General features: G+C 44.5%; 31 protein-coding genes. 17 read left to right on the top strand and 14 right to left on the bottom strand.

What is annotated here, in order from left to right:
* Window positions 1–69 precede the first annotated feature (69 nt).
* A complete protein-coding gene (locus tag F6J90_RS15070; RefSeq protein ID WP_293094720.1) occupies window positions 70–1,377 on the top strand; it encodes a nucleotidyltransferase family protein in 1,308 nt (435 codons plus the stop codon).
* A 349-nt stretch (window positions 1,378–1,726) separates the two neighbouring features.
* Here the strand turns inward: F6J90_RS15070 and F6J90_RS15065 are convergent, their stop codons facing one another.
* Window positions 1,727–2,383: a HEAT repeat domain-containing protein gene (locus tag F6J90_RS15065; protein ID WP_293094718.1), complete on the bottom strand. Its 657-nt coding sequence runs from the start codon at window positions 2,381–2,383 to the stop codon at window positions 1,727–1,729.
* Window positions 2,384–2,538: 155 nt separating this feature from the next.
* Between F6J90_RS15065 and F6J90_RS15060 the strand changes: the two genes are divergently transcribed.
* The 3 genes from F6J90_RS15060 (at window position 2,539) to F6J90_RS15050 (ending at window position 4,157) form a co-directional block, all read left to right on the top strand.
* The gene (locus F6J90_RS15060) at window positions 2,539–2,670 is read left to right on the top strand and encodes a hypothetical protein (RefSeq protein WP_293094716.1); all 132 of its coding nucleotides are present in this window, start codon (window positions 2,539–2,541) and stop codon (window positions 2,668–2,670) included.
* Window positions 2,671–2,697: 27 nt separating this feature from the next.
* Window positions 2,698–3,270: a phycobilisome protein gene (locus F6J90_RS15055; RefSeq protein WP_293094714.1), complete on the top strand. Its 573-nt coding sequence runs from the start codon at window positions 2,698–2,700 to the stop codon at window positions 3,268–3,270.
* 335 nt (window positions 3,271–3,605) lie between these two features.
* Window positions 3,606–4,157 carry a phycobiliprotein lyase gene (locus F6J90_RS15050; protein ID WP_293094711.1) on the top strand — a complete coding sequence of 184 codons (552 nt, stop codon included), beginning with the start codon at window positions 3,606–3,608 and terminating at the stop codon, window positions 4,155–4,157.
* A gap of 3 nt (window positions 4,158–4,160) precedes the next feature.
* On the opposite strand, the gene F6J90_RS15045 is transcribed toward F6J90_RS15050, so the two are convergent.
* Window positions 4,161–4,298 (bottom strand): hypothetical protein, encoded by a 138-nt coding sequence (locus F6J90_RS15045; RefSeq protein WP_293094708.1) that lies wholly within the window; start codon window positions 4,296–4,298, stop codon window positions 4,161–4,163.
* A gap of 282 nt (window positions 4,299–4,580) precedes the next feature.
* Between F6J90_RS15045 and F6J90_RS15040 the strand changes: the two genes are divergently transcribed.
* The 4 genes from F6J90_RS15040 (at window position 4,581) to F6J90_RS15025 (ending at window position 6,635) form a co-directional block, all read left to right on the top strand.
* On the top strand, window positions 4,581–5,117 hold the full coding sequence (locus tag F6J90_RS15040) for a phycobiliprotein lyase (protein WP_293094705.1): 537 nt from the start codon (window positions 4,581–4,583) through the stop codon (window positions 5,115–5,117).
* Between the two features lie 193 nt (window positions 5,118–5,310).
* Complete coding sequence (locus F6J90_RS15035; RefSeq protein ID WP_293094702.1) at window positions 5,311–5,922, top strand: chromophore lyase CpcT/CpeT; 612 nt, start codon at window positions 5,311–5,313, stop codon at window positions 5,920–5,922.
* 244 nt (window positions 5,923–6,166) lie between these two features.
* On the top strand, window positions 6,167–6,373 hold the full coding sequence (locus F6J90_RS15030) for a hypothetical protein (protein WP_293094699.1): 207 nt from the start codon (window positions 6,167–6,169) through the stop codon (window positions 6,371–6,373).
* 10 nt (window positions 6,374–6,383) lie between these two features.
* Window positions 6,384–6,635: a CpeR family transcriptional regulator gene (locus tag F6J90_RS15025; RefSeq protein WP_293094696.1), complete on the top strand. Its 252-nt coding sequence runs from the start codon at window positions 6,384–6,386 to the stop codon at window positions 6,633–6,635.
* 160 nt (window positions 6,636–6,795) lie between these two features.
* Here the strand turns inward: F6J90_RS15025 and F6J90_RS15020 are convergent, their stop codons facing one another.
* Window positions 6,796–6,954, bottom strand: coding sequence for a hypothetical protein (locus F6J90_RS15020; RefSeq protein WP_293094693.1), 159 nt, complete (start codon window positions 6,952–6,954; stop codon window positions 6,796–6,798).
* A 614-nt stretch (window positions 6,955–7,568) separates the two neighbouring features.
* Between F6J90_RS15020 and F6J90_RS15015 the strand changes: the two genes are divergently transcribed.
* From F6J90_RS15015 to F6J90_RS14985, 7 genes are all read left to right on the top strand, one after another.
* A complete protein-coding gene (locus tag F6J90_RS15015) occupies window positions 7,569–8,102 on the top strand; it encodes a bleomycin hydrolase (protein ID WP_075904201.1) in 534 nt (177 codons plus the stop codon).
* A 104-nt stretch (window positions 8,103–8,206) separates the two neighbouring features.
* Window positions 8,207–8,701: a class 1 C-phycoerythrin subunit alpha gene (gene cpeA, locus F6J90_RS15010; RefSeq protein ID WP_075904203.1), complete on the top strand. Its 495-nt coding sequence runs from the start codon at window positions 8,207–8,209 to the stop codon at window positions 8,699–8,701.
* 195 nt (window positions 8,702–8,896) lie between these two features.
* A complete protein-coding gene (locus F6J90_RS15005) occupies window positions 8,897–10,165 on the top strand; it encodes a HEAT repeat domain-containing protein (protein ID WP_293094690.1) in 1,269 nt (422 codons plus the stop codon).
* Window positions 10,166–10,328: 163 nt separating this feature from the next.
* A complete protein-coding gene (locus F6J90_RS15000; protein WP_293094687.1) occupies window positions 10,329–11,219 on the top strand; it encodes a Uma2 family endonuclease in 891 nt (296 codons plus the stop codon).
* Between the two features lie 207 nt (window positions 11,220–11,426).
* Complete coding sequence (locus tag F6J90_RS14995) at window positions 11,427–11,960, top strand: phycocyanin subunit beta (protein ID WP_293094684.1); 534 nt, start codon at window positions 11,427–11,429, stop codon at window positions 11,958–11,960.
* A 74-nt stretch (window positions 11,961–12,034) separates the two neighbouring features.
* Entirely contained in the window at window positions 12,035–12,523 is a 489-nt protein-coding gene (locus tag F6J90_RS14990; RefSeq protein ID WP_293094682.1) for a bleomycin hydrolase, read from the top strand.
* A gap of 359 nt (window positions 12,524–12,882) precedes the next feature.
* Window positions 12,883–13,506: a HEAT repeat domain-containing protein gene (locus tag F6J90_RS14985; RefSeq protein WP_293094679.1), complete on the top strand. Its 624-nt coding sequence runs from the start codon at window positions 12,883–12,885 to the stop codon at window positions 13,504–13,506.
* Between the two features lie 111 nt (window positions 13,507–13,617).
* Here the strand turns inward: F6J90_RS14985 and F6J90_RS14980 are convergent, their stop codons facing one another.
* The 8 genes from F6J90_RS14980 to F6J90_RS14945 form a co-directional block, all read right to left on the bottom strand.
* Window positions 13,618–14,937, bottom strand: coding sequence for a hypothetical protein (locus tag F6J90_RS14980; protein WP_293094677.1), 1,320 nt, complete (start codon window positions 14,935–14,937; stop codon window positions 13,618–13,620).
* Between the two features lie 217 nt (window positions 14,938–15,154).
* Window positions 15,155–15,301 (bottom strand): hypothetical protein, encoded by a 147-nt coding sequence (locus F6J90_RS14975; RefSeq protein WP_293094674.1) that lies wholly within the window; start codon window positions 15,299–15,301, stop codon window positions 15,155–15,157.
* A gap of 36 nt (window positions 15,302–15,337) precedes the next feature.
* Window positions 15,338–17,164: a phycobilisome rod-core linker polypeptide gene (locus F6J90_RS14970; RefSeq protein WP_293094672.1), complete on the bottom strand. Its 1,827-nt coding sequence runs from the start codon at window positions 17,162–17,164 to the stop codon at window positions 15,338–15,340.
* A gap of 607 nt (window positions 17,165–17,771) precedes the next feature.
* On the bottom strand, window positions 17,772–18,533 hold the full coding sequence (locus tag F6J90_RS14965; RefSeq protein WP_293094670.1) for a phycobilisome rod-core linker polypeptide: 762 nt from the start codon (window positions 18,531–18,533) through the stop codon (window positions 17,772–17,774).
* Window positions 18,534–18,802: 269 nt separating this feature from the next.
* Complete coding sequence (locus tag F6J90_RS14960; protein WP_293094668.1) at window positions 18,803–19,597, bottom strand: phycobilisome rod-core linker polypeptide; 795 nt, start codon at window positions 19,595–19,597, stop codon at window positions 18,803–18,805.
* A 42-nt stretch (window positions 19,598–19,639) separates the two neighbouring features.
* Window positions 19,640–20,431 (bottom strand): phycobilisome rod-core linker polypeptide, encoded by a 792-nt coding sequence (locus F6J90_RS14955; RefSeq protein ID WP_293094666.1) that lies wholly within the window; start codon window positions 20,429–20,431, stop codon window positions 19,640–19,642.
* A gap of 190 nt (window positions 20,432–20,621) precedes the next feature.
* Window positions 20,622–21,491 carry a phycobilisome linker polypeptide gene (locus tag F6J90_RS14950; protein ID WP_293094664.1) on the bottom strand — a complete coding sequence of 290 codons (870 nt, stop codon included), beginning with the start codon at window positions 21,489–21,491 and terminating at the stop codon, window positions 20,622–20,624.
* Window positions 21,492–21,836: 345 nt separating this feature from the next.
* The gene (locus F6J90_RS14945; protein WP_293094661.1) at window positions 21,837–21,992 is read right to left on the bottom strand and encodes a hypothetical protein; all 156 of its coding nucleotides are present in this window, start codon (window positions 21,990–21,992) and stop codon (window positions 21,837–21,839) included.
* 80 nt (window positions 21,993–22,072) lie between these two features.
* Here F6J90_RS14945 and F6J90_RS14940 point away from each other — a divergent pair, with 80 nt between their 5' ends.
* Complete coding sequence (locus F6J90_RS14940) at window positions 22,073–22,267, top strand: hypothetical protein (RefSeq protein ID WP_293094659.1); 195 nt, start codon at window positions 22,073–22,075, stop codon at window positions 22,265–22,267.
* On the opposite strand, the gene F6J90_RS14935 is transcribed toward F6J90_RS14940, so the two are convergent.
* The 3 genes from F6J90_RS14935 to F6J90_RS14925 all read right to left on the bottom strand — a co-directional run bounded on the left by F6J90_RS14935 (window position 22,255) and on the right by F6J90_RS14925 (window position 24,541).
* Entirely contained in the window at window positions 22,255–23,121 is an 867-nt protein-coding gene (locus tag F6J90_RS14935; RefSeq protein WP_293094657.1) for a HEAT repeat domain-containing protein, read from the bottom strand. The genes F6J90_RS14940 and F6J90_RS14935 overlap by 13 nt on opposite strands.
* A gap of 30 nt (window positions 23,122–23,151) precedes the next feature.
* Window positions 23,152–23,382: an acetyltransferase gene (locus F6J90_RS14930; RefSeq protein ID WP_293094654.1), complete on the bottom strand. Its 231-nt coding sequence runs from the start codon at window positions 23,380–23,382 to the stop codon at window positions 23,152–23,154.
* 295 nt (window positions 23,383–23,677) lie between these two features.
* Window positions 23,678–24,541 carry a pentapeptide repeat-containing protein gene (locus F6J90_RS14925; protein WP_293094652.1) on the bottom strand — a complete coding sequence of 288 codons (864 nt, stop codon included), beginning with the start codon at window positions 24,539–24,541 and terminating at the stop codon, window positions 23,678–23,680.
* A 133-nt stretch (window positions 24,542–24,674) separates the two neighbouring features.
* Here F6J90_RS14925 and F6J90_RS14920 point away from each other — a divergent pair, with 133 nt between their 5' ends.
* Window positions 24,675–25,268 (top strand): phycobiliprotein lyase, encoded by a 594-nt coding sequence (locus tag F6J90_RS14920; RefSeq protein WP_293094650.1) that lies wholly within the window; start codon window positions 24,675–24,677, stop codon window positions 25,266–25,268.
* Window positions 25,269–25,364: the final 96 nt, after the last annotated feature.

The raw sequence follows: 25,364 nt of genomic DNA, 5'->3' as shown, positions 1-25,364 counted from the left end.
ATTTTGAAGGGAAAATTACAGTCTTACGTGCCATTAAATCCGCCACATGTATAATGGCGGTTTCCACTTTTGAGCGAATTTTTAGATCAACCTGGGATGATGACCTTAACCCCACTAACTACTATAGCATCAGTATCGCTAACTAATCGAGAACTCCAGACTAAACCAGAACTCCAGTTACTCCTGTATTGTCTCCGAAGCAGCATCGACGATGGTACTGCTGAGTCTATCAAACGCTTACTGGTTGAGCAAGACATTGACTGGACTTATCTGCTCAAAACAGCTCGCCGTCAGAAAGTCTTACCACTCCTGTACCATAGTCTCAAAAATACCTGCCCAGACTTGGTTCCCCAGAACATCCTCAAACAACTCCGAAATTATTTCCAGCACTTAGTCGTACACAACACATTTCTAACTGAGAAACTACTCAAGCTTCTGACTCTTCTGGAGAAACACGGAATTTCTGCTATCCCCTTCAAAGGGGCTACCCTTGCCGTTTCAGTTTACGGCAATCTGGGGCTGCGGCAGTTCGGTGACTTAGACATCCTGGTTGATCAGCACGACATCCCCACAGTTAAAGAATTACTCCTGTCTCAAGGGTATGAATTGCAAAAAGACCTAGGCTGGGAGTATCACTTTGTGGATAAAAAGAGTCGAGTCTGTATTGACCTTCACGAGGGGATTGTACCCGATTTATTCTGTTTGCCATTAGATTTTGACTATTTGCGATCGCATCTTGAGCCTCTATCCCTTGCTGGTAAGACAGTGTCTACTATCTCGCCAGAACAGATGCTATTAATTCTCTGTGTGCAATTGGGCAAAGACTGTTGTCACTGGAGTGTACGTCTGGCTCAGTTATGCGATGTTGCTGAACTAATCCGTACTCATCCCCAGTTAGATTGGCGCAGAGTACTGGCAGAGGCTCAAAAGCTGGGTTGTGAACGCATGCTCTTGCTTGACCTTTGCCTAGTCAGGGATTTGCTGGGAGTCACTTTGCCACAGATAGTCTTAAATAAATTGCAAGCCCAACCCCTATGCCAATCCCTCGCTCTCCAAGTACGTTCACAGCTTTTCCGTGACTTTGAAGAAGCCCCTAAGCTCTCAGAACCACAAGGGTTTTGGGTCTTTTTCTTATCTTACAATCATCGCTTCTACTTCAGAATCAGAGAGCGTTTCCATGACAAAGTGATGTACTGTCTCTATTGGCTAAAAAACATTTTGCTTGTTACCCTGATGCCCAACGAAGCCGATTGGGAATTACTCTCCCTGCCTAGAGTGCTGGCTTTCCTGTATTATCCCATTCATATAATACGGCTGTTAATTAAGCATGGCATACAACCAATTTTCAGAACTCATCACGAGCCCCACTCCTTGTGATACCGAGTTGCATTCAAAGATAGTAGATTGGTTGGATAGGGAGATGGAGAGATGGGGAGATGGGGAGATGGGGAGATTGGGGGAAGAGAAAGTTGTACGTTTGAGCGCAACTTGGTATGAAATTTTTATTTGTCATTTTTAAATAGGATTTTTCAGCATTATTAGGTACATTCAATTTTTTTACCCTCTCTTGATGCAGTCGATCATGGGGGGAACCCCCACAGCTAGGCGCTGCTTTGCTACTCCCTACTCCCTACTCCCTACTCCCTACTCCCTACTCCCTACTCCCTACTCCCTACTCCCTACTCCCTACTCCCTACTCCCTAAATCTGATCACGAAACCGACCCTCTAGAGGGAACTGTCCAAAGCAGCAGCTACCACCCGATGGTCTTCATCCTTCATCAGTTCTCCCAATGCTGCTTTAGCATCGGGGGAATCAAATCGTTTGAGGGCACGGGCAACATGCATCCGAATACGCCACCATTGTGCATCTTTCAGAGCCAGAATTTGCTGCAATGCATCAGTTTCCTTAACAGTACCAGCCAGTAAACCTAGGGCATCAATTCCTGCTTCTCGGACAGTTGGGTCTTCCCCTGCTAAGCCGCAAATACAAATACTATAGAGTTCTTCTGGACAAGACATTTCCACCAAAGCAGCAAGAATACTACGGCGCACCAGCCAGTGATCATCCTGTTGAAAGGTAGTGACCAGATGAGATATTGACATGTCTCCATACTTAGACAAGGAATTGGAAGCTTCTGCCCTTACATTAGGATCTGTATCAAATTGGATCAGATTTAACAACGCAGCATAGGACTCGTCACTCCGTTTATTCCCCAGTCCCATGGCCACAAAGGAGCGCACTAAAAACTCTGGGTCTTTGAGTTTACTTGTAAGTAGGGGAACAGCTACATCTGAACCATACTCTCTCAAAGCAGTAAGTGCCCTGAGGCGATCCTGAGCATTTGGACTTTTGAGAGAGATTTCGATTTGACGGATGTCCATAGCACTACAGAGCCAGCTTTTTTTACATTTCTTAATACCTTTAATCAAAGATTATCATAATTGAGTATACTGCTCTGAAGTGAACTAGCCTTAGCTGCTACCGGAAGCTAGGGCTAGTTCACTTCATTGTTTTTGTTAACCGTTGCGTTGATGAGATGGTAAGGTCAACCTTGGCCTTTCGGCCACGCTACGCGAACAACCTTCAACCTTACAACCTTGGCCTTTCGGCCACGCTACGCGAACAACCTTCAACCTTCAACCAACCTTCAACCTTCAACCAACCTTAAACCTTTAACCTTCAACAAAAATCAACCATGATGACTCAATTAAGCGACTATATCAAAGAACTAATTACCAAAGCCAGAATTGTCAGCTTTGCCAACTGGCAAGACTCCTATCCCCCAGAGATTATCCAGCATTTCCAGACAGCTGATGATCACGGTCGCTATCTTACCGATAATGACTTGCACCAGATTAAAGCCTGTTCACCGGATACCGAGCCCTTAATCAATACAGCCAAATTTTTGCGGGATAACGCTTCTGATATTGTTTCCGAAGCGCGGGAAACCGTATTGGCTCAATATCCTGATATTACAAAACCAGGGGGTGGTCTTTATCCCGCCCCACGAGCAGAAGCCTGTTGGCGAGATTTTTGGCATTTCCTCCGCTGTATTACCTATGGAATTGCTGGCAGTAGCACCGAGTTTACTAGTGCTGAAGGACTGCACTATATGAACCTGTTGTACAAAGAAATGCAAGTCCCAATCCCCGCAATGGTATCAGGATTAGAACAGATAAAGGCAGCTAGTTTAAAGCGATTATCTGAACCGGAAACAATAGCCCTCTATTTCGATCATTTAATTAATCAATTGAAAAACTTTAGCTAAAAAAATAACTCAGCAAAATAACTATAAACTCTAAAATTGAAACGAGATAGTAATGATATTTAATGTAAGGATTCAGCGTGTCGCGTATCAGCGTGTCGCGTATCAGCGTGTCGCGTATCAGCGTGTCGCGTATCAGCGTGTCGCGTATCAGCGTGTCGCGTATCAGCTATCAGCGTGTCGCGTATCAGCTATCAGCTTTGGGCCAAGGCTCACGCTACGGTAATGGCTCAGGGCTGACGGCTGACCGCACCTCAAGTAGCGTGCGCGTAGCGCATAGGCTGAATGCTTACTATTTAATTAACTAAAAATTTGGAATTATTTAAATTAAAAAAACCATGTCTATATCCAAATTTAAATACTTCTTTGATTGCTGTGTAGGAACCTGGGTTGCACAACGTACCTATCATGATATGACTCACCAAAATGTAGAGCGCTCCCTTACAGAATTCACCATTGAACCCCTGTCTTCTCCCCTCAAAACTAAGGTGTTGATGGATAATCAGCAACCTGACTTACCTAATATCAATGACCTGTGTGGTTATCATCTTGGTTTCCAGACAGTTTCTGAAAAAGGTGAACGGGTATCCCAACAACTGAATATGCTTTTTGTCCCTCAGGTCGAACAATCAATCATTCTAGAGGGAGATTATTTACGCGATCGCGCCTACGAAGAAGCTAAACCTAAAGTGGCTCATTTTCGCTTCGATACCAATAAACTAGAACTTTTGATGACCACCTACTATACCCGTGTGGTATCTGTTGATTCCATTACCCTGATCAATCCCAACTTAAGAATCCGCAAAATTATCAATTACCAGCGTCCTCCAGAAAGCGAACCCCTAGACAAAGTAGTTCTAGTGGGCTTTGGGGTGGAACAAAAAGCTTGATAATTAGCGTAGCATTTCTGGGTGAGATACTTTCGTTCTGGGTTTTAGAGAGTAGGGAGTAGGGAGTAGGGAGTAGGGAGTAGGGAGTAGGGAGTAGGGAGTAGGGAGTAGGGAGTAGGAAAAAAATGCTGTGTACCTCATTACTATGAGAACTGCTATAAATCCTGTTGAGATTGAACTATTAATATTTATTTAAAAATAGTCATTTAATAGTAGTTATGGTCTCCACACATAACTGTCACAAAAGTTTACAATTACTAATGTTTAAGGATGGGAGCCACGGTGTATAACTGAAGGTGTGAATCCGGGTAAAGGCTCTAATTTACTAGGTTTGCGTAATCTACAACACCACCCCCGCCGAGCATTCAGCTGCTATAGGCAAACAAAATTGTTAACTTTTTTAAATTAAACTACACATAGCAGATGGATCTTACTGAATTTATAGAACGTTCTATTGGACGTTGGCGATCGCAACGCAGCGGTCATCACTTAGCGTTTAGTCACTTTGAGGAAATACGCTCAACTATTGATATCGTTGCCCTTGAGGCTGATGACTCAGCTGTGATTGACATTTGCAAACTATACGATATTGATCCCACAACTGCCTTGCATCCCTTTCGCATGAGTTGGGAAGGTGAGTCAGATTGGGATGAAGACGACATCCAGTCTGGGAGTTGCGTTCTAGTCCCTATCCCCGATCCTGAACACCCCGATCGGGGAAAACTGCTCAGAGAGCAAGGCTATGCCGAGACAATTGCAGCAGTGGGCAACTATCACCTTACTGAAGATGGCACCTTCACTTTGCTAACGGAGTATGACCGAGCAGCTGCTGAAGAACGGATTTGGTTTGCTACACCGAATTTACGTTTTCGGGTGTCCTTGATTAAAACCAGTTCTGGTCAAGGGGTGACTACAGCCTCGTTTTCTTCAGAAATCCGCGACTTATCCCAATCTGGGTGAAAGTTATAGCGCTACGCGCAAGGCATGCTAGCAATAGGCATGCTAGCAATAGCTGATTATAATAGCTTTTGCTGCTTTTATAAATGTCCTAACCTTAATGGGTAGTGGTATAGCAGCTTGAACAGTTAACGTGATCAATTAGATTTTTTTTTAATCTTTTTTAACCGTAGGTTTTCAATAGATTAATACACCAATGTTGTCTAGTAATACCGATAAAACTACCAGTAATTTACTCACTCTAGCTAGTTGGATGGCTGGAGATTTTAGTAACCAAAAACAAGCGATTGATAATCCTCAGCTTTACGCTCACATTCATGTTTTCTTTCGCCCCTTACCCTTTGATTTTTTTTCGGGTATTGGTTTCTACTCTGAGCAAGCCTATGACTACGATCTATGGAGTCCCTACCGTCAGGGAGTCCATCGCCTGATTGATAAGGGAGATCATACTTATATAGAAAATTACAGTCTTAAAGATCCAGTTCTTTATGCCGGGGCGGCGCGAGAGCCAGATATTCTCAAAACCATCACCCCTGATGTTATAGAACGTCGCTACAACTGTTCAATGATTTTCTGGCGAGAGGGTGACATGTTTCGCGGAAGTGTAGAACCTGGTTGCCAGTGTTTCATCCAACGTAATGGGCGTAAAACCTATCTGGTCAGTGATGTGGAACTAACTGAAACGACTTGGATAAGCCTAGATCAGGGTATGGATGTCAATACTCATGAGCACGTATGGGGATCAGCAGCTGGTCATTTACGATTTGAGAAACGGCAAAGTTTTGCTGACGAATTACCTTATTTTTAGCGCCGATTTCTACTGCCTAGTTATCAGCAATAAGGGATTGGGGTGTAACCAAAATACCAACAAATACTAAGTGAATTAGGGTGGGCAAATTCATCTAATCTAGACTACTCAAAATAACCAAATTTTTTTTTACCGACAAGCTTAAAACGGGTATTTTATTTTATTGCTACTCTCTAAATGATTCTTAAAGTGATGATTAGGTATTAGCATAAAGCCTAAAACCTCCAGGGTTCCTAAATGAATTGTGATAAGTTTTGTTCCCTACTCCCTACTCCCTACTCCCTACTCCCTACTCCCTACTCCCTACTCCCTACTCCCTACTCCCTACTCCCTACTCCCTTTGCTATCAAACCATTATCCGATAATTTTAATTACCAATAGAGTTGAGGATGATTTGTGTACAGCTAATGCTACCGCCAAAAGCTCAAAAAAAGATGCAGTGCTGGATTAGGAGCAGACATTTGATCTGCTCGGGTCACTTTTTTATCTTTGAGACGGTAGAATATACAACAGTTGAACGGTTCTCGGAATGTGTCGAGAGTCTCGGAGGAAGTGTAATATCCGTTAAACCCATTAAAAAAATTTGGATTGGCTCCCATCGCCAAGTTATTTTGTATCAAGCTAAAGCGAGTTTACATACACCTCATCATGACCTCAAACAATACTGGATAAAATACGGAAGTTTCCGCACCAGATTTGATGAACGTTCCTGAAAAATTGACCCACTGAAGCAGTTTATAGCTAAGCATTCAGCTGTCAGCCGTCAGTGGTCAGTAGTCAGTGGTCAGTGGTCAGTGGTCAGTAGTCAGTGGTCAGCCGTTGGCCTTTGGCTGATAGCTGATACGCGACACGCTGATAGCTTACGTTTATAGCTTAATGCTTACCAATTGGTTGAGGGAACAAGTCGTGGGTTTTAGGGAGTAGGGAGTAGGGAGTAGGGAGTAGGGAGTAGGGAGTAGGGAGTAGGGAAGTCAGAAGAGGGAAGTCAGAAGAGGGAAGTTCGGAAGTGGAAAAAAATCCTGTGAACCTCATAGCTATGAGAAACGCTATATATAGCCCTATTGCCATCGTGAACAGTAGACATAAGCTAGAAAAAGTTCACCGAAGCCTTACCGCACGTAAGCTGAAAACCTATTTTCGACCTCTAGGTCTAGTGACAGTTCTGATATCAAATCCAGATAATTTCGCACACTTACGATATCCAGACCAAACCTTTGTCCCCCTGCTCCCCTGCTCCCTTGCTCCCTTGCTCCCCTCCTGTCATAACCATGCAATTTATTAATGGATGGTACCTGATCACAGCTAAGTACATGTAAGTACATCTAATTATTAAGTTTTGTGTATAGCTGCCGAGTCGGTTAACCGACTCCAGTAGACCTCTTGCAAAAGTATTTTTCTGATAGTGTTTGCGTCAATTCTTGTCCACTGTTCCCTATTCCCTGTTTCCTGTTCCCGACAACTGCCTGCCGCGAAGTCTAGTGTGATCGACTGGTGACCTTGTAACGAATATTACAAATTATTACTTTGTTGTTAATAAATGAGACTGCGGTTCCGATTATCCTCTAATGTTCATATTGAGCTGGTCAAAGATAAATAACCAGCAAGATAGCAAACTAGTTAAGTACCTTTAATTTAAGGAGATTTCAATGCTTGACGCTTTTTCCAGAGCTGTAGTTACAGCAGATAGCAAAACCGCATGTCTAGGTGCTGGAGACCTGGCTGCTCTCAAAGGCTTTATTGCTGATGGTAATAAGCGCCTTGATATTGTAAACATTATCGCCAGCGACGCCAGCTGCATCGTTTCCGATGCTATTTCTGGCATGATCTGCGAAAACACTGGTTTGATTCAAGCTGGTGGTAACTGCTACCCCAACCGCCGCATGGCTGCTTGCTTGCGTGATGGTGAAATCATCCTCCGCTACGTGACCTATGCCATCTTGGCTGGTGATGCTTCTGTACTAAGCGACCGCTGCCTGAATGGTCTGAAGGAAACCTACAGCGCTCTGGGTGTACCCACCACCTCCACAGCTCGTGCTGTTGGAATCATGAAAGCTGCTGCAGTTGCTTTCGTTAACAACACCGCTAGCCAGCGCAAGTTTGAAGTCACTTCTGGGGATTGTTCCTCCTTAGCTTCTGAAACTGCTGGTTACTTCGATGCAGTAGTTGCTGCTATCAGCTAGTCTTTCCCTTTTGCCTAAGATAACCAAGCTCCTGCCAAAGCGAGCTGGGGAAGCCAAAAGCTAAGTATAATCTTTGTCAAAACCCATTCAGGAGATATATAAGAATGAAATCAGTTATAAGCACAGTTGTTACTGCTGCCGATGCTGCAGGTCGTTTTCCTAGCAGCTCTGACCTTGAGTCCGTTCAAGGTAGCCTGCAACGGGCTGCTGCTCGTATGGAAGCTGCTGAAAAGCTAGCAGAAGGCATTGATAAAGTAACCAAAGAAGCTGGTGATGCTTGCTTTAAGAAGTATCCTTACCTAAAGGAATCTGGTGAAGCTGGGGATTCTCAAGTCAAGATTGACAAGTGCTACCGGGATCTCGGTCACTACCTACGCTTGATCAACTACTGCTTGGTTGTTGGCGGTACTGGTCCTCTAGATGAGTGGGGTATTGCTGGTCAGCGTGAAGTTTACCGTTCTTTGAACCTACCTACCGGTCCGTATGTAGCAGCTCTTGAGTTCACTCGCGATCGCGGTTGTGCTCCTCGTGACATGTCTGCTCAAGCTTTGGTTGAGTACAAAACTTACCTCGACTATGTAATCAACTCCTTGTCCTAAGGAGATCACGGTGAAAATCCGTCGCTGATTGACTAATATTTCGATCAGCACCTGGGGACTCTTAGTACGTTGCTTTGCCTGAATTGGTTGAGTACCGTCGAAGAGTCCCCTGATTGTTTTGGGGAGTTAGGGGAGCAAAACTAACTAAACTTCGTAAGTCCTATTGTTAATTTCTAAATCACCACTAAATCACTGATGGATAAACGTTTTGCAAATATATTTAATTTGACCGAAGATCAAGCGATCGCACTTTTAAAAACACCCTTAGACCAGTTAGAAGACCAATCTGATCGCTATGTGGCTGCATCCCATTTAATTAACTTTCCCACCGAGCGGTCAATCAATGCCTTGATGGAAACGGTGCAAGAGCAAAACTCAGAACTGTACCATCGTATCGCTAGACGCAAGGCAGTGGAAAGTTTAGGTCGTCTGAAAGCCTCTGTAGCCCTACCCATCATTCGCTCATGTCTAGGGGATGAGGATTGTTACACGGTGGAAAATGCTGTCTGGGCAATTGGGGAAATTGGCACTCAAGATCCGGAAATTCTTGAAGAAATTGCCCAGCTGCTGGAGAAGCCAGGTCAGACTTATCGGGTGATTATCCAAACTCTGGCCGCACTAGACTATAAACCAGCCCTAGACAGGATTAAGACATTTACTAAATCTGATAATGAACCCATAGCCAGTGCTGCGATCGCAACGGTTTGTCGGTTCACAGGGGATACCACTGAAATGCACAAAGTTATGGCATTCCTGCAACACTCTAGTGTCAATGCCCGACGAGCTTGTATTCAAGACCTGATTGATGCCCGATACTACCAAGCAATTCCGAAAATTGCGACTTGTCCCATTTCCATGGTCTTCCGAATACGAGGAATTCGCCTCTTGGCAGAGGCTGGGTTGCCAGCCGGTGATATCACCTTTGAGGAGATCGAACCATCACTCGATCAAGTGATTCGTGATCATCCTGATCACCTAGAGCTGGTTCATGAATATGACCAAATGCCCAGTTTAGACTTCTTGATTAACGAGCTATACCATACAGATTTTGGGCGGTGTTATCTAGCCAGTAAGACTCTGCTCAAGTTATCTCCAGACACTGTCGCTGACGCCCTACTTGCTACCTATGCTGACAAAGCCCATAACGATTATGGTGCTCACTACCATGTTGTCAAACTCTTAGGTTGGCTCAAATACGCCGATGCCTACGATTTGATACTGGAAGCCCTACACAATAAAGCACCCCAGTTTCAGAAATCCCGTGCTGCTGCTGCTATTGCCTTGGGGAATTTAGGGGATGAACGGGCAATTCCCTTACTCCAAGACAACCTCAATACCAAGATTTTTGACTTGAAATATGCCAGTTTAATGGCATTAGAGCAGTTTGGGGATACCAGTGGTCAAGATCTGGCAGCTAATGATTCAGATTGGTTGATTCGGGCGAAGGCAGTTATTAGTCATTAGTGGATTAGTCATTAGTAACGTTGGAAGAGCGTCTTTAGTTTACTAAGCAGTAATACCATGCTCTAGTAATTGGTAATTGGTAATTGGTAATGGGGATCGGCTATCACAGTAGAGCAGCCAGAATAGTATACAGAATCATCACTGCAATAGTTTAGGCCAGATCATGACTGAGATAGTACCTCGAGTCAAATTACCTCCCCCTTTCCCTGACCACACCCAGCTACCGGAGTCAGATGGAACATTTGTGTTCGCGAAGCGTGCCGTAGGCAAAAACTTTCAAGAGCATCCCCAAAGCATAATTCTAACGGATTCGATTGGAGAGATATTACAACAGCGACATCCTGATGGACAATATGCTATTGGGCAAGACTGTGGTATCTACTGGCGAGAAACTGACCCACCTGAGAAAGGAGCCGAAGCACCTGATTGGTTTTATGTGCCAAATGTGCCTCCTCAGCTAGATGGTAAAATTCGTCGCTCCTATGTGGTGTGGCGGGAACATATAGCACCATTAATTGCTTTAGAATTTGCCAGTGGCAATGGCGAGGAAGAACGGGACAAAACCCCGTTATCCCTCTCGAATCAAGAAGAAGTAACTAAGCCAGGGAAGTTTTGGGTGTATGAGCAAATTATCCGAATTCCCTACTATGGTATTTATCAAATAAACAACGGCTCTCTTGAGGTCTATACCTTGATCAGTGGGTTTTATCAGAAATTAACCCCTAATGAACGAGGGCATTATTCTATTTCACCCTTGGGTGTAGAACTAGGCTTATGGCAAGGAAGTTATCAGAATCAAAGTCAACTGTGGCTAAGGTGGTGGGATGATCAAGGAAATCTGTTGCTGATTGGTGATGAACGAGCTGTTCTAGAAAGGGAAAGAGCTGAACAAGAGCGACAACGTGCTGAACAGGAGCGACAACGTGCTGAACAAGCAGAGTCTATGGTGGAGCAGGAGCGCCAACGAACTCAAGCCGCTTTAGCTAGAGCTGCTCGGCTGGCTGAGCAGTTACAAGCAGTAGGTATTGACCCTGATCTTGACGATACTGTTTAGCAATTAACCAAACAGCTCCATGCTAATTGATACAAAAGTATACAATCAGACCGATAGACGGAAATTTTTGTAATGTTTTGTTGCTTTGTTTCTCATAAATGGGACTAGAGTGTCAAACAGCTTTTATCGTCTAAATTGGTTAGTCAATTCATGAATGACAAGACCAATAATTTTAATTAAGTCCTTGTTATTGATAAGGAGATTTTAATGCTAGACGCTTTTTCAAAAGCCGTAGTTGCTGCCGATTCCAAAGGCGGATTTGTTGGCGGTGCTGATTTAGACGCTCTGAAGGGATTTATTGCTGATGGCAACAAGCGCCTTGATGCTGTGAATTTTATATCCAGCAATGCTAGCTGTATCGTTACTGATGCGGTTGCTGGTATCGTTTGCGAAAGCCCTGGTTTAGTTGCTGCCGGTGGCGGTGTTTACACCAACCGCAAGATGGCTGCATGTCTACGTGATGGCGAAATCGTCTTGCGTTATGTGTGCTACGCCGTTCTCAGCGGAGATAGTTCTGTACTGGCTGACCGCTGCTTGAATGGTCTTAAGGAAACCTACGCTGCTTTGGGCGTCCCCACTGGTAATACTACCCGGGCTGTTGCCATCATGAAGGCTGCTGCTGTGGCTTTTGTTAACAACACTGCATCTCAACGCACAGAGTCTGTTACTAGCGGTGATTGTGCCTCTTTGGCTGCAGAAGTCGGTAGCTACTTCGATGCAGTCGGCAGTGCTATTAGCTAGTATCCCTGCTCAGGAGAAATTAAATTACACTGACCTTTTGCCGAAATCAATTTAAGACAGGAGATATCTTAATTATGAAATCAGTGTTAACCACTGTTGTTGCTTCCGCTGACCTAGCAGGTCGGTTTCCTAGCGCTTCTGACCTAGAATCAGTTCAAGGCAGCTTACAACGTTCTGCTGCTCGTATGGAAGCTGCTGACAAGTTGGCAGGTAACTACGACGCTGTAGCTCAAGAAGCTGTTGATGCTATCTATAAAAAGTTCCCTAACGGTAGTGGTCGGGACATCGATGCAGGTACTCAGAAAGAAAAGTGCAAGCGTGACATCGTTCACTACCTACGTTTGATCAACTATTGCCTAGTTGTTGGTGGTACTGGTCCTCTTGATGAGTGGGGTATTGCTGGCGCTCGTGAAGTCTACAAAGCCTTAGGTATCGATGCTGCTACCTATGTTACTGGTTTGAGCTTCCTCCGGGATCGTGGCTGCGCTCCTCGTGATATGTCTGCCCAAGCCTTGGTTGAATACCGGGGTTATCTTGACTATGTAATCAACTCCATGTCATAGGATGATTGCTATCCACTGTCTGTAGTGGCTAGCGGCCTCTAGTACTTTCGACTAAAGGGGTATCTTAGGAAAGTGCTGTGCCTGAAACAGGTTCAGCACTTTCCTAAGAACCCCTTAGTTCTTGTTATTGAAGCTCCTGACTCCTGGATAAAGTTGGTTATCTCCAACTCAGTTTATATACTGATGTCTACTAATCTTTGTATAGCATTTTCCATAGTTATGAGGTACAGCGGATTGTTTCCCTATTGCCTATTGCCTATTGCCTATTGCCTATTGCCTATTCCCGATTCCCTGTTCCCTAAAATCCCAAAATTGTGTACCTCACCTAATTGAAAACCGCTATATACTGATATTTACTAATGTCTACAGAAGAGTTATATCAACAATTAAAAAATAAAAATCCTAAACTCCGACAAAGAGCCATGCGGCAAATTGCAGCAGAGCGCACCGAGAATACTATTCCTGAGTTGATGGCAATTTTGGGTGATGAGGATGTGGTTTATCGGCGAGCAGCAGTGCAAACTCTAGGTGTGATTGGTCTTAATGCTGTACCGGTATTGGCAGAAACTTTAACAACCAGTGAAAATAACACCGTACGGGCTAGCTGTGCTAAGGCGCTGGCTGCGATCGCTCTTAATTACTCAGAAGAAACTTTCCCAACTGTCGGGTTGCAGAGTCTACAAAGGGCTCTTGAAGACCCAGATCCCGTTGTCAAAATATCGACAGTTGGCGCACTGGGAACTATTGGTCCACCGGCTTTTGAAGCCCTAGTAGCTGCTTTGGACATCGACGATATTGCCCTTCAAGTTACTGTGCTACAGGCTCTAGGTTCCTTGGGGGATGAGAGAGCTATGGAAGTGCTATCTGCTATGGCTGAGAATCAGGAAGCCGACCCCTATATCCGAGAATCAGCGGCTAGTTCGATATCACGCTTGGAACAGATTATCAACTTTGCTTCAACCAGGAAAGCATCTCGAGAATAATACCAGAATAATACTATTATTTGTTGTCATTGAATGCCAAAATTATCCCCAAAACTATCCACGAAGGAAGTCAGGGGAATTGACATAATTATTTATGCCTTCGGGCACTAGCTAAAACAATCTCCGGCTACGCCTCTTATTCAACTCTGCTTTGCCAAGGGTTGCCCAACGCTTTAACTCAGTAATTTGTTTTTGTAAAGTGGCAATACGATCCTCTTGCTCTTGATTATGCTGTTTCAAAGACTCATAACTCTCGGGAGGTTGATTAGCCGGAGATTGTTGTTCAGACAACTGATGCTCTAACTCGGCAATTCGATGCCCTTGCTCTTGAGTTTGCTGCTGTAGAAACTGATTACTTTCTACTTGTTGCGCCGCCTGGGATTGTTGGTCAGCTAGCTGCTTCTGTAACTTTTTCACCAGATTAGATTGCTGTTGAGCCTGCTGTTCCAGAGCCTGGTTACTCTCTACCTGTTCTGTTGCTAGAGATTTTTGTTCAGACAGCTGTTGCTGTAAGTCTTCAATCAAATTAGCTTGCTGTTGAGCCTGCTGTTGTAAAGACTGATAGCTTTCGGTTTGTTCAGCAGTTTTAGATTTTTGGTCTGCTAACTTCTGTTGTAAGTCTTCAATCAAATTAGCTTGCTGTTGAGCCTGTTGTTGTAAAGACTGATAGCTTTCTGTCTGTTCAGCAGTTTCCGATTTTTGGTCTGCTAGCTGCTTCTGTAATTTCTTAACCAGAGAAGCTTGCTGTTTTGCCTTTTGTTCTAAAGACTGATAGCTTTCTGTCTGTTCAGCAGTTTCCGATTTTTGGTCAGCTAGTTGCTTCTGTAATTTCTTAACCAGAGAAGCTTGCTCTTGTGCCTGCTTTTGCAAAGACTGATAGCTTTCTGTCTGCTCAGCAGTTTCCGATTTTTGGTCTGCTAGCTGCTTCTGTAATTTCTTAACCAGATTAGCTTGCTGTTGAGCCTGCTGTTGCAAAGACTGATAGCTTTCGGTTTGTTCAGCAGTCTGAGATTTTTGCTCTGCTAACTTCTGCTGTAAGTCTTCAATCAAATTAACTTGCTGTTGAGCTTGCTGTTGTAAAGACTGGTAATCTTCTTGGGATACACCAGAACCACCAGGCTCAGACACATCAGCTTGTAGCGGTTGCTTACCCTCTATAACCTGAATCTTGGTTTGAGATGTTGTAGTTCCATTGTTGGAGGATGTTTCCTTAGCCTCCGGTGGATTTTCCAGGGCAATGGTCATACTTGCCTGCTGGCATGCGATCGCAATATTACCTCTGGCGATACGCTCAATTAGTTCCGAGCGGGACAATCCAGTATTCTGAGCCATCTGAGTCAACAAGCCAATGCCTGTAGGGGTCAGGGAGATTCCCACCTTGGACTTACCTTCTGAATACTGGCTAGAAGTTTTACGGCTTTTCTTGGCCATTGGCTTTTCCTCCGGATCGGCTATTTAAAGTCTATATATTTTACTGTTAAAAGTACCTCGTTAAAAGCTTTAGTTAAAACCTTTAGTTAAAAGTTTGTATTTCCCAGGTAGTTGTTGACGGTTGACCGTTGTCATTCAACTCTCAACAGTCAACCGTCAACAACCCACACATTTTTATGGCAACTGGCGATAGAGCTAATCCCAGCTCTAATAAGTACTAAGTTTTTCGGCGTTGCTGAATCAAGTAATGAATCGGAGTAGAGTGGGCATCCTGCCCGCTCGAAAATAAGGATAAAACGGGCAAGATGCCCATTCCACCAAGATGCCCATTCCACCAAGATGCCCATTCTACAAAACTTTTCAAATCATTCTATTATTCAGCAATGCCCTAATAACTACTCTAATAACTACGAGGACGCCACTTATTCAACTGGGTTTCTGCAATCATAGCTAAACGCCGCTGATCAGCCATCTTTTCTTGTAACGTAGCAATTTCCTGGGTCTGTTTTTCAGACTTTTGTTGCAGAGCTTCATAACTGTCTGGCTCTACAGTCACTGCTGCCATGGGGATTTGGGCTGCAATGCTGGTGAAACCACTACCACCGTTGCTCGAAGAACTGTAAGACTGCCATTTGCTATACTGTGATTCTCCAAAGCTAGCCAATGGTCGTAACTGTGCCAGCTGTTGCTGCAAGCTTTCCAGCAGTTCTTCTTGCTCTTGGCATTTCCGTTGGATGGCTTGATACGCTTCTGAGCGTTCTTTCTCAGCTTCTTTGGGAGCTTCCTTCGGTTGGATTTTGGGCTTGAGTACTTCATCCAATAAGGCTTGGATATCAGTAACTGGGGCTTGCCCAAGGGGATTATTGTAAATAATCGATTTATTTAGCCTTGGTGGATTCCCTGACACATTGTCTTTATCAGAGCTAGAAACGCTGGGCATCAGCATCAACATGTTAGTAAACCCAAGCAGCTTTTTGCCTGTTTGGGTTTTATAGCCTCGGTAAAAGGGTACAACATTCTCCCCAAACACCTCTTGGTACTCGTCACTATCGATATAGGAATCAATATCCGCCTCGAAACCTCCTTCATCCAGTACTTGGCTGTGATAGAAGGTCTCAGAGTAGTCATCAGGAGCACGACCGAGCAAATGCTTAAAATTCAGCTCAATTGACCGGTAGCGGGGACAGATATCGAAAAACCTTGACCGATACAACTCTGACTTGGCAACCTGACGCACAAACTCACGGACAGTGATTTCCCCTCGCTTGATCTGGGATTCCGGGACAGTCAGCCGTTCACTCTCCATGACATGGGCATTTCCCAAAACCTGACGGTAGACTGCTCGAATCACCGTCTCGATTTCTGCTTCCGAACGACCTGGCCACAGCTCAATCGGATCAATTTCTTCCCAGGCTTGATACTGGCGTTGCCAGGTTTGAGTCGTGTTTTGCAGGAGTTTTTCAGCTTCTGTGAGAATCTTAGGCGCTGTTTGAGTTTCTGTGGGACTTGCTGGTTGGGCTTTATTGAGACCTAGAACATTAGCCAGGAGTTTATTGACATCAGTGGGTTTTACTACATCACCAGCTCCAGACAGCGCCTCCATCTTACTGGGGCTATTGGTCATCAGGAACTGATTCAACCGAGACCAATTCCCCCGCCAAACAGTTGCTTGATCGCTACCAGCTGCACCACGCAACAGTTTTAAGAGATGGGTAAATCCCACTGTACTCTTGCCTATCTGGGTTTTGTAGCCCCGATAATAGGGAACCTGGTTTTCCCCAAAAGCCAGCTGGTATTCTTCGCTATCGATATAAGAATCGATTTCAGCCTCATAACCGCCTTGATCAAGTACCCTCGTATGCTCAATAACTTCCTCATAGCTTTCAGGAGCTCGACCAAGGATATGCTTGAAATTCAACTCAATGGCTCGGTTACGAGAGCAACTCTCGAAAAATCGGGAGTAGTAAAGCTCAGATTTAGCCACTTGCCGCACAAATTCGCGGACAGAAATTTCTCCGTTTCTGAGTTGGGATTCGGCAACAGTGAGCCGCTCACTCTCCATCACATAAGTATTACCCAACACTTGCCGATAGACAGCCCGAATCACAATTTCTATTTCTTCTTCAGAATGACTAGGCCACAGTTCAACTGGGTCTGTGTCTTGAAATGCTGCCACCCCTAATTGTGCGGCTCGTGTCAGTACAGGGTTTATAAAAGCAATTACCATCTAAAAGACCTCCAAATGCATTGTTGTTAAATGTTGTTAATTAAAGTTAATAAACAACTAATCTAAAAACTTGTTTACGAAGACTACTTTTTTCACTTTCTATTGAATTTACTTTAATTAAACAATCTTTATCGCTGAATGTCAAAAAAAATGATTTAACACTATTTAATAGTGATTGAACAATATAAGTATTAACTTATTTTTGGTTAACGTGAAGCTTGTTATATGGTCTTGGTTGATTCACCCTAGGCTGATTGACTGAAAAAAATCCTAAAACCCTTAATTTTCCTAGGAACCTTAACCCTATAGTCATTTGTGCTCATTATATCTTGGTGACACAGATTTTTTCTTCTAGTACAACTTTGCGATCGCTATAATCTCTCAGAGTGCTAGTGCCATCTGCAATCATTACTGACATCGGTAAAGTACTTTGAATTTCCTAAGTTGTGAATTCAAAAAAACTCAATTTCACAGCGAATAGCTTAAATAGTTAACTACTCAATAGTGTTAGTTTTTAGAAATTAGCTGTTGATTGCTCACAGCCTATTTCCAAAAACTAACATCTAGAGACTTAGCTCATATCAACTACTGAATCCGGACAGTCAACCTAACCTATTTCAGTAATACTGACAATTTTGCTGCCCATTTTGTGCATATTTTGAATCCTCGCCGACAGCTGGTCGTAACCCACCTCATAGGTAGCATTACTCCGCTTGAAGCGAGAACCTACACCAGCTTTAGCTACAGTAATCTTAAAGCGTTTGCCTGTATTGGCGTAAGTACCTGAACCCCCAGCAGGAGCACTAATCTTGGTAGACAGATTAGCCGCTAAATCACTAATTAGCTTGGCTTGGTTACTGCTATCACTGGTAGCATCTCCCCGCATCAAACAAAAAGTCCGATTAAAGGCTACGTTCTTAATCCCAACTTCGGTACTATTACCACGAGCATAGGGGACAATGAACTCGCCAAAACTCAACTGATACTCTGCGCTATCGATATAAGAATCGATTTCCGCGTCGTAGCCAGCAGTGTTATAAATTTGAACGTGTTCAGAAATTTCTGTTTGATCCTGGGGAGCACGACCTAGAAAATGCTTGTAGTTGAGCTCAATGAAACGATACTGGGAAGCAGAATCAAAAAACAGGGACTTATACAAGTCTGATTTAGCGACCATGCGCACAAAGCCCCGTACACTGATGTCCCCATTCCGCAGCATCGATTCAGCACTAGTTAAGCGATCGGATTCCAGCAAGTGGGGGTTACCTAGAACCTGTTTGTAAACTGCCCGAATCACTGTCTGCACATCATCTTCTGTTGCACCAGCACGCAACTCTACCGGGTCAGCATCCATTACCCAAAGTGACATTGAAATTCCTCCTAGATTCTTTGCTCAGATTTAGCTGACTTACACAGCTATTCACTTATCAGTTACCAGTTATCAGTTCCCAGTTAACTGTTAACAGTTTTTCTTTTTACTGATATAGCACTACCCATTAAGGTGTTTGACATTGATACAAGCAGCAACAGCTGTTTTAGTGAACTTTTGCCTCTTGCCCGCCCCCCTTCTTAAGGGGGGTTAGGGGGGATTCCTCTTGCCTTGCGCGTAGCACTATAACTGATAACCAGGCTACTGGATCAATTTAACTCAGTAATACTGAGAATCTTGCCACCGCTTTTATGAATACTCTGCACTTGTTCAGAGAGTTGCTCGTAGCTAACCTGATAGTTCAGCTTGCTATACTTATTCAACCGGGCTGCAGCAGCGCATGTGGAAACAGCAATCTGGTAACGCTTGCCAGTATTGCCATAACCTGCACCATTTCCAACAGCTGGAGCCTTAACTTTTGGAGATAGATTACCAGCTACAGACGTGATTAGCTGGGCTGGTTTTCCACTATCACTGGTAGGAGCACCTCGCAGTAACGAGAACATCCGATTAAAGCCCACATTCTTAATTCCCAATTGGCTACGGATGCTGCGGGGATAGGGAACGACGTTCTCCCCAAAATTCTGGAGATATTCGTCACTATCGATATAGGAATCGATTTCAGCTTCATAACCCTGTTGATTGTAAAGGCTGACGTGCTCAGAGATTTCCGCTTGATCTAAAGGAGCACGACCCAGCAAATGTTTGCAATTAAGTTCAATGAACCGATAGGGAGAAGACCCCTGGAAAAATCGGGATTGATACAGGGCTGATTGAGCCACCATGCGCACAAAGCCACGGACAGTAATATCCCCATTGCGCAACATGGATTCCCCATTAGCGAGTCGCTCGCTATCCATCAGATGGACATTGCCCAAAACCTGCTTGTAAACAGCTCGAATTACCGTTTGTAAATCATCTTCAGTAGCAAAAGGTCGCAATTCTAATGGAGCACCTTCAAAGGCATCCAAGCCTAGAACAGCTGACCGAGTTAAATTTCCCATTTCTATCTCTCCTTTAAAACTTCCGAAAAAAAACCCCAGACATTAGGAGATTTCTGTAATGCTGACGATTGTCCCACTAGTGCGATTAATGCGCTGAATTTGGGGTGTCATCTTGCTGCCAGGAACAATGTACTCAGTGGTACTACGACGGCGACGACCGCTGTACATCGCACCCCGCACTACAATTTTGAACATCTTTTCGGTAGCATCAGCATAAGCGGCAGCACGACCACCTGCCAGTGGCACAATTTCGCTGGTGCTATTGGTGGCAACTGCTTCTACCAAACAAGAGCTTTTTGTAGCGCTATCAATTTCTGGACGACCCCTTACTAAGGAGAGTGTACGGTTATAACCCACCTGCTTTTGACCGATTTTGCTACTAGCACCACAATAGTAGGGTACGGTATCATCCCCAAAATTCTTTTGGTACTCGTCACTATTGATGTAAGAATCAATTTCAGCATCGTAGCCCTGCTCAATACAGATACGGATGTGTTCCGAAATTTCTGTCTGATCTAGGGGAGCACGACCCAATAAATGCTTAAAGTTCAGCTCAATAAATCGGTAGGGCGCACAGGATTCAAAATACCGAGCGCGATAGAAGTCTGATTTGGCAACAGCCCGGACAAATTCCCTGACAGTGATGCTACCATCGCATAATTGCGATTCAGCATTCACCAGCCGCTCGCTCTCCATAATGTGGGGGTTGCCCAAAACTTGACGATAAACTGCCCGAATTACAGCTTGTACTTCATCAATGCCGCTAGTGGGCCATAGTTCAAAGATGGTATCTGAATCTAGACCAAACTTGGCAGTAGGCGCTGTACTGACCATTTAAATTTCTCCTTGCAAAAAACTTATTCAAAATAGAGGGGATTTTCCTTGCCAAAACAAAGCAACCAACCCTTCATTGAACTGCACCTCTACCTTCTTTGGCAGCAAGCCAACTAGTTTGCTGCCAAAGCACGCAGAAATACACGAACTTTTCCAGATTAGAAACGTTTGAATCCCGATTGAATCCTAATTACACAACGGTGATGCTGGCAATCACGCCACCTTGCTTATGAATCCGCTGATACTCTTTGGAGAGCTGATCAAACGGAACCAGGTATACCTGGTTACTGCGCCGGAATTTGGATACCCGATTCACTGCACCAGGGGACTTATAGCCAGTTACCTCAATTCGGTACACCTTACCTTCAGCAGTAGCTCCAGCACCATGGCGAGTTCTGGAACCCAATGGGGTTTCTTGGAAAGACCAGCCAGATACACCACCAGACGGGGGAATCACTGCTGTAGGAATTTCTTGAATTACATTCTTATTTAGACAGGGACTATTGCCAGCCAAGCTCCCTTTGAAGTCGCTACTAGATGCTCCTCGCAACAGTTGGAACATGTGGGTAAACCCAAGCATCTTCTTGCCTGTTTGGGTTTTGTAGCCCCGGTAGAAGGGAACCGTGTCTTCCCCATAGACTTCCTGGTACTCGTCACTGTCGAGGTAGGAATCAATCTCTGCCTCGAAGCCCCCTTCATCCCAGATAATACTGTGAGCCTTCATCTCATCGAAGCCATCGGGAGCCCGACCAAGTAAATGTTTGAAATTCAGCTCAATTACCCGGTAACGGGGGGATTTGTCGAAAAACCGGGAGCTGTAACCATCCGATTTAGCTACTGCCCGCACGAATTCCCGAACGCTGAGTTCACCTCGTTTGAACTGAGACTCTGGGACAGCGAGGCGCTCACTTTCCATGACATAAGCATTGCCCAAGACTTGCCGATAGACCGCCCGAATCACGGCCTCAGCGTCCTCGCTTGAGATACCTGGCCATACTTCAATTGGATCTGTGTCTTCAAATAGGCCGACACCTAGCTGTGATGCTGGTCCGAATGCCATTAACAGATTCTCCTAGATAGCAACAAATTTTTTAATCAGGGTTTTCTCAGGGTGTTTAAAAAACTTTACAAGCTTTTAAACAACAACATAACCTCTCTCACGACTCCTGATTGATGAGTCTTGGGAGCTCATAGCTCCTGTGAGCGAGATTGTGTCAGTGTTTTACACCTTCACACATTTATTTATACAATGCCCTGATCACCCTAAATTATCAAGATTTGTAAACTTCTGAGATTCTCTGTGATTGAAACTGACGACTATCTTAGAAAGTATGTATTATAAAGTATGAATTATGAAGTATTACTTATGAAGTATCGAAACTTTGATTGTTTTATAGTGTATTTATTACTTTGGTGAGGTACACAATTTGGGGATTATAGGGAACAGGGAACAGGGAGCAGGGAACAGGGAACAGGGAACAGGGAACAGGGAACAGGGAACAGGGAACAGGGAACAGGGAACAGGGAACAGGGAACAGAAAAAAAATTCTCTGTACCTCATAAATATGATAACCGCTAGATTTATCAATGATTTTTTTTAAGCTACCCTACGGTAACACCAAGGGCTAACAACCTTAAACCTTGGCCAAAAGGCCACGCTACGGGAACAACCTACCCTACACCGAACACCAAGGGCGAACAACCTTCAACCTTCAACCTTCAACCTTCAACCTTCAACCTTCAACCTTCAACCTTCAACCCTCAACCCTTCAACCTTCAACCTTCAACCCTTCAACCCTTCAACCCTTCAACCCTTCAACCCTTCAACCCTTCTGAATTTTTGCGATCGCTACTTTGACCAGTTGACGAATTTCCTCTCGGTCATCGGATAACTTGGCTGTTAATGGGGGTAAAGCAGCTTCATCCTTAAGCTTCCCTAAGGATAAGATTGCCCTCCGCCTCACCTCTTGGCTGGGGTCTTCCAGTAACGGGATTAAATGGGGAACCCCTACCTGGGGGTCAAGTTGGCTTACCGATGTAGCTGCTTCGGCACGAACATTGACAGATTCATCTTTCAGTGCTAATAAAAGAATCTCTGTAGCCTGGTCATTACCTGGTTCATCCACCAAATTAGCGATCGCTCCGACTACTGCCATCCGCACATCTTCCGATTCCGAGTGGATTGCCTGATACAGGTGCTCAGCTGCTTCTGACCCAATGAAAGCTAGGGCCCAAGAGGCATGACCTTTGGCAGATTGGGGATACTCTGCTGATTCCAACACCTCAATCAACTTTGGAACAGCGGCTTCTCCCATTCTGGCTAAGGCTCCAGCCGATGAACTCTTGACCACTGTATCCTCATCATTTAACAAGGCATCAATCAGGGTAGGAACCGCCTGGGGAGCCCTGATTTTTGCTAAAGCCTTGCCACAAGACCTGCGCACCACTGGGTTTGAGTGATTAGCTAGTGCTTCAAGCAAAAACGGAGTAGCTGGCTTACCAATCTTGCCGAAGGCTTCCACGAATCCCAGTCTGACCATTCCCCGACTATCAGCTAGGGATTCAACCATCTGTTTTAACTGTTGCGGATTAGTAATATCAACGTTTCCCTCAGCAAGTTGGGTATTGACATCAGCCAGCAAACGGTCAGTTTCAGAGGGAGCTGGCGGTTCAGTTTCCGATGTAACCATGGGTAATTCCAGTTGCTTGAGTCAGTTGCTTCAGGTTGATGGCAAAGAGGATTCCTGGGGGCGGAGATTTTCCAGAGCAGCGTCGATCTTAATAATTTCTGGGTGGTTTTTGATATGCTCCATCGCCGCTTTTTTGGGCAATTTCACCTTCTGGGCCATTTTCATCACATCATTAACGATTCTTTCCCGATATTTCTCTAGTTCAGTAATAACTTCCTCAATTTCTGCCGCTGATGGCTGGGCTTCTTGAATCTCAGACATTTTGGTGACGTTCTTAAATGGTGATTATATAATAAGCTTACAGGTTACAGGTTACAGGTTACAGGTTACAGGTTACAAATTACAGGTTACAGGTTACAGGTTACAAGTTACAGGTTACAGGTTACAGGTTACAGGTTACAGGTTACAGGTTACAAGTTACAGGTTACAAGTTACAAGTTACAGGTTACAGGTTTGAATGGTTTAACCTTCAACCTTCAACCCCTTAACCTTCAACCCCTTAACCTTCAACCCCTTAACCTTCAACCTTCAACCTTCAACCTTCAACCTTCAACCTTCAACTAGGATGACTAGCCCCTAAACTTTCCCGAGTATTACTTCGAGTATAGGGATTCCAGGTATCGAGTTCCTTAAATGGTTGATTCAAAAGCATGGAACGGGTAGCTTCACTGATGCCTTGAGCCATGGTAAAGTCAGCCCCAGCAATATTTTGTACATGGTTTAAATCTGCTCCAGTCAGGTCGGCCCCTCGCAAATCCGCTCCCTCCAGCTCCACGCCACTCATACGGGCATTGCGCAAGCAAGCCCCGGTCAGGAAAGCCTTCCGTAAGTTGGATCCACTCAAAGCAGCATCCTGTAAATTAGCACCGGTTAAATCCGCTCCGCTGAGATAGCCTCCTATTACTCTAATCCCTTGCAAGTCAACTCCCCTGAGATTAGCAGTATTGAGAAAAGCACCATTGAGATTAGCACCAGGCCCAACAGCCCCAGAACTTTTGTAGCGAAATCCTTCTGGCCAAGTAGTTTCCCGGTCATACAGGGCTACTTGTAGGTTGGTTTCATTTAAGTTAGCCATGGTCAAATTAGCCTTCCTTAAATCCGCCCGGTTTAAATAAGCCCCTTCCAAATCAGCTCCAGTCAGGTCAGCGCCAGTCAGGTCAGCTCCCCTGAGATCAACTCCCCTCAGATTCGCTTCCCGCAAAATTGCCTGACTAAGATTAGCCCCAGTCAGGGTAGCTTGGCTCAAATTAGCTTTCTGTAGGTTAGCACCACTGAGGTTAACCTGGTACAAGTCTCTCTGACTCCAATCAATGCCCTCAAGATTAGCATCAGAGATATACTCTCCGGCTTGGAACCGTTTTAAGATATCCATAGCTTGGTTGTTAGTGCGATCGCTTAACCGAGTTTGACTAATTGTCATTACTCAACTCTACCTGGAACTGCCAGAGTTATTTTACCGTTCTGGTGGGAAAACAGGATATTAAAAACCATTACTATTTCTAGGGTAGGGGCTAGCTCTACCCATCTATAACTATTAGGAGGTTCAAGCAAAAATGCGACTCAAGCCACCCATGACCATGATGGACTTCTTTCGCAAAAGCGAGGGCAAGTGGTTTACTCAACGCACAGTTCATCACTTTGATAACGCTGCCGATGAATCCGGAGAATCCAATCTGATTGTTCAAGTCATCGAAAAAGATAACCCTAAAGTCCAAGCCGTGTGTGACCTCCAAAGCATTGACCCAAGCCAGGCGATGGGAGGAGCGAGCTTTATGTGGCAAATCAATTTAGATGACCGGGAACCAAATTCCAAATATGCCGCAATTCTGATTGATGTTCCAGATGATGAAACTAAGCTTAGTGGTAAACTCATTCGAGACCAGGGCTATGTGGAAAGTATTCCGGTAGTGAGTCGGTATTGGTTTGGCAAAGATGGCATCCTCACCATTGATACCAATTACCAGAATAATCAGGGTCAAGAACGTTGTTGGTTTATCACCGATGATTTTCGTGTCCGAGTCAGCACTGTGCGCATGATGAATGGGATCAATCTCATGACTTATTGCTCTGAACGCCGTTGTGTTTCTAGGGAAATGCTGGAGCAAATGATTGAAACTAATCGCGCTAGAGCTATGGCAAAGCAATAGTAATTAAAGTATTTACCTTGGCCTTTAGGCCACGCTACGCGAATGGTCACGCTATGGGAACGAAACTTAATTATATGATCAGAATAATTCAGCAAT

Origin of the sequence: Moorena sp. SIOASIH, assembly GCF_010671925.1 — a bacterium.
Classification (GTDB): Bacteria; Cyanobacteriota; Cyanobacteriia; order Cyanobacteriales; family Coleofasciculaceae; genus Moorena.
Note: the sequence above shows the minus strand (reverse complement) of the source record. Positions and strands in the feature narration are given on the sequence as shown.

What these genes read in the sequence shown, in the direction of transcription:
- F6J90_RS15040 (WP_293094705.1), top strand. Translation starts at nt 4,581, where the DNA reads ATGGATCTTACTGAATTTATAGAACGTTCTATTGGACGTTGGCGATCG.
- F6J90_RS14950 (WP_293094664.1), bottom strand. Translation starts at nt 21,491, where the DNA reads ATGGCATTCGGACCAGCATCACAGCTAGGTGTCGGCCTATTTGAAGAC.
- F6J90_RS15000 (WP_293094687.1), top strand. Translation starts at nt 10,329, where the DNA reads ATGACTGAGATAGTACCTCGAGTCAAATTACCTCCCCCTTTCCCTGAC.
- F6J90_RS14945 (WP_293094661.1), bottom strand. Translation starts at nt 21,992, where the DNA reads ATGAGGTACAGAGAATTTTTTTTCTGTTCCCTGTTCCCTGTTCCCTGT.
- F6J90_RS14920 (WP_293094650.1), top strand. Translation starts at nt 24,675, where the DNA reads ATGCGACTCAAGCCACCCATGACCATGATGGACTTCTTTCGCAAAAGC.
- F6J90_RS14970 (WP_293094672.1), bottom strand. Translation starts at nt 17,164, where the DNA reads ATGGTAATTGCTTTTATAAACCCTGTACTGACACGAGCCGCACAATTA.
- F6J90_RS14985 (WP_293094679.1), top strand. Translation starts at nt 12,883, where the DNA reads ATGTCTACAGAAGAGTTATATCAACAATTAAAAAATAAAAATCCTAAA.
- F6J90_RS14990 (WP_293094682.1), top strand. Translation starts at nt 12,035, where the DNA reads ATGAAATCAGTGTTAACCACTGTTGTTGCTTCCGCTGACCTAGCAGGT.
- F6J90_RS15055 (WP_293094714.1), top strand. Translation starts at nt 2,698, where the DNA reads ATGATGACTCAATTAAGCGACTATATCAAAGAACTAATTACCAAAGCC.
- F6J90_RS14935 (WP_293094657.1), bottom strand. Translation starts at nt 23,121, where the DNA reads ATGGTTACATCGGAAACTGAACCGCCAGCTCCCTCTGAAACTGACCGT.
- F6J90_RS15035 (WP_293094702.1), top strand. Translation starts at nt 5,311, where the DNA reads ATGTTGTCTAGTAATACCGATAAAACTACCAGTAATTTACTCACTCTA.
- F6J90_RS14930 (WP_293094654.1), bottom strand. Translation starts at nt 23,382, where the DNA reads ATGTCTGAGATTCAAGAAGCCCAGCCATCAGCGGCAGAAATTGAGGAA.
- F6J90_RS15005 (WP_293094690.1), top strand. Translation starts at nt 8,897, where the DNA reads ATGGATAAACGTTTTGCAAATATATTTAATTTGACCGAAGATCAAGCG.
- F6J90_RS15065 (WP_293094718.1), bottom strand. Translation starts at nt 2,383, where the DNA reads ATGGACATCCGTCAAATCGAAATCTCTCTCAAAAGTCCAAATGCTCAG.
- F6J90_RS14980 (WP_293094677.1), bottom strand. Translation starts at nt 14,937, where the DNA reads ATGGCCAAGAAAAGCCGTAAAACTTCTAGCCAGTATTCAGAAGGTAAG.
- F6J90_RS15015 (WP_075904201.1), top strand. Translation starts at nt 7,569, where the DNA reads ATGCTTGACGCTTTTTCCAGAGCTGTAGTTACAGCAGATAGCAAAACC.
- F6J90_RS14955 (WP_293094666.1), bottom strand. Translation starts at nt 20,431, where the DNA reads ATGGTCAGTACAGCGCCTACTGCCAAGTTTGGTCTAGATTCAGATACC.
- cpeA (WP_075904203.1), top strand. Translation starts at nt 8,207, where the DNA reads ATGAAATCAGTTATAAGCACAGTTGTTACTGCTGCCGATGCTGCAGGT.
- F6J90_RS14965 (WP_293094670.1), bottom strand. Translation starts at nt 18,533, where the DNA reads ATGTCACTTTGGGTAATGGATGCTGACCCGGTAGAGTTGCGTGCTGGT.
- F6J90_RS15020 (WP_293094693.1), bottom strand. Translation starts at nt 6,954, where the DNA reads ATGAGGTTCACAGGATTTTTTTCCACTTCCGAACTTCCCTCTTCTGAC.
- F6J90_RS15045 (WP_293094708.1), bottom strand. Translation starts at nt 4,298, where the DNA reads ATGAGGTACACAGCATTTTTTTCCTACTCCCTACTCCCTACTCCCTAC.
- F6J90_RS14960 (WP_293094668.1), bottom strand. Translation starts at nt 19,597, where the DNA reads ATGGGAAATTTAACTCGGTCAGCTGTTCTAGGCTTGGATGCCTTTGAA.
- F6J90_RS14925 (WP_293094652.1), bottom strand. Translation starts at nt 24,541, where the DNA reads ATGACAATTAGTCAAACTCGGTTAAGCGATCGCACTAACAACCAAGCT.
- F6J90_RS15050 (WP_293094711.1), top strand. Translation starts at nt 3,606, where the DNA reads ATGTCTATATCCAAATTTAAATACTTCTTTGATTGCTGTGTAGGAACC.
- F6J90_RS14995 (WP_293094684.1), top strand. Translation starts at nt 11,427, where the DNA reads ATGCTAGACGCTTTTTCAAAAGCCGTAGTTGCTGCCGATTCCAAAGGC.
- F6J90_RS15060 (WP_293094716.1), top strand. Translation starts at nt 2,539, where the DNA reads ATGGTAAGGTCAACCTTGGCCTTTCGGCCACGCTACGCGAACAACCTT.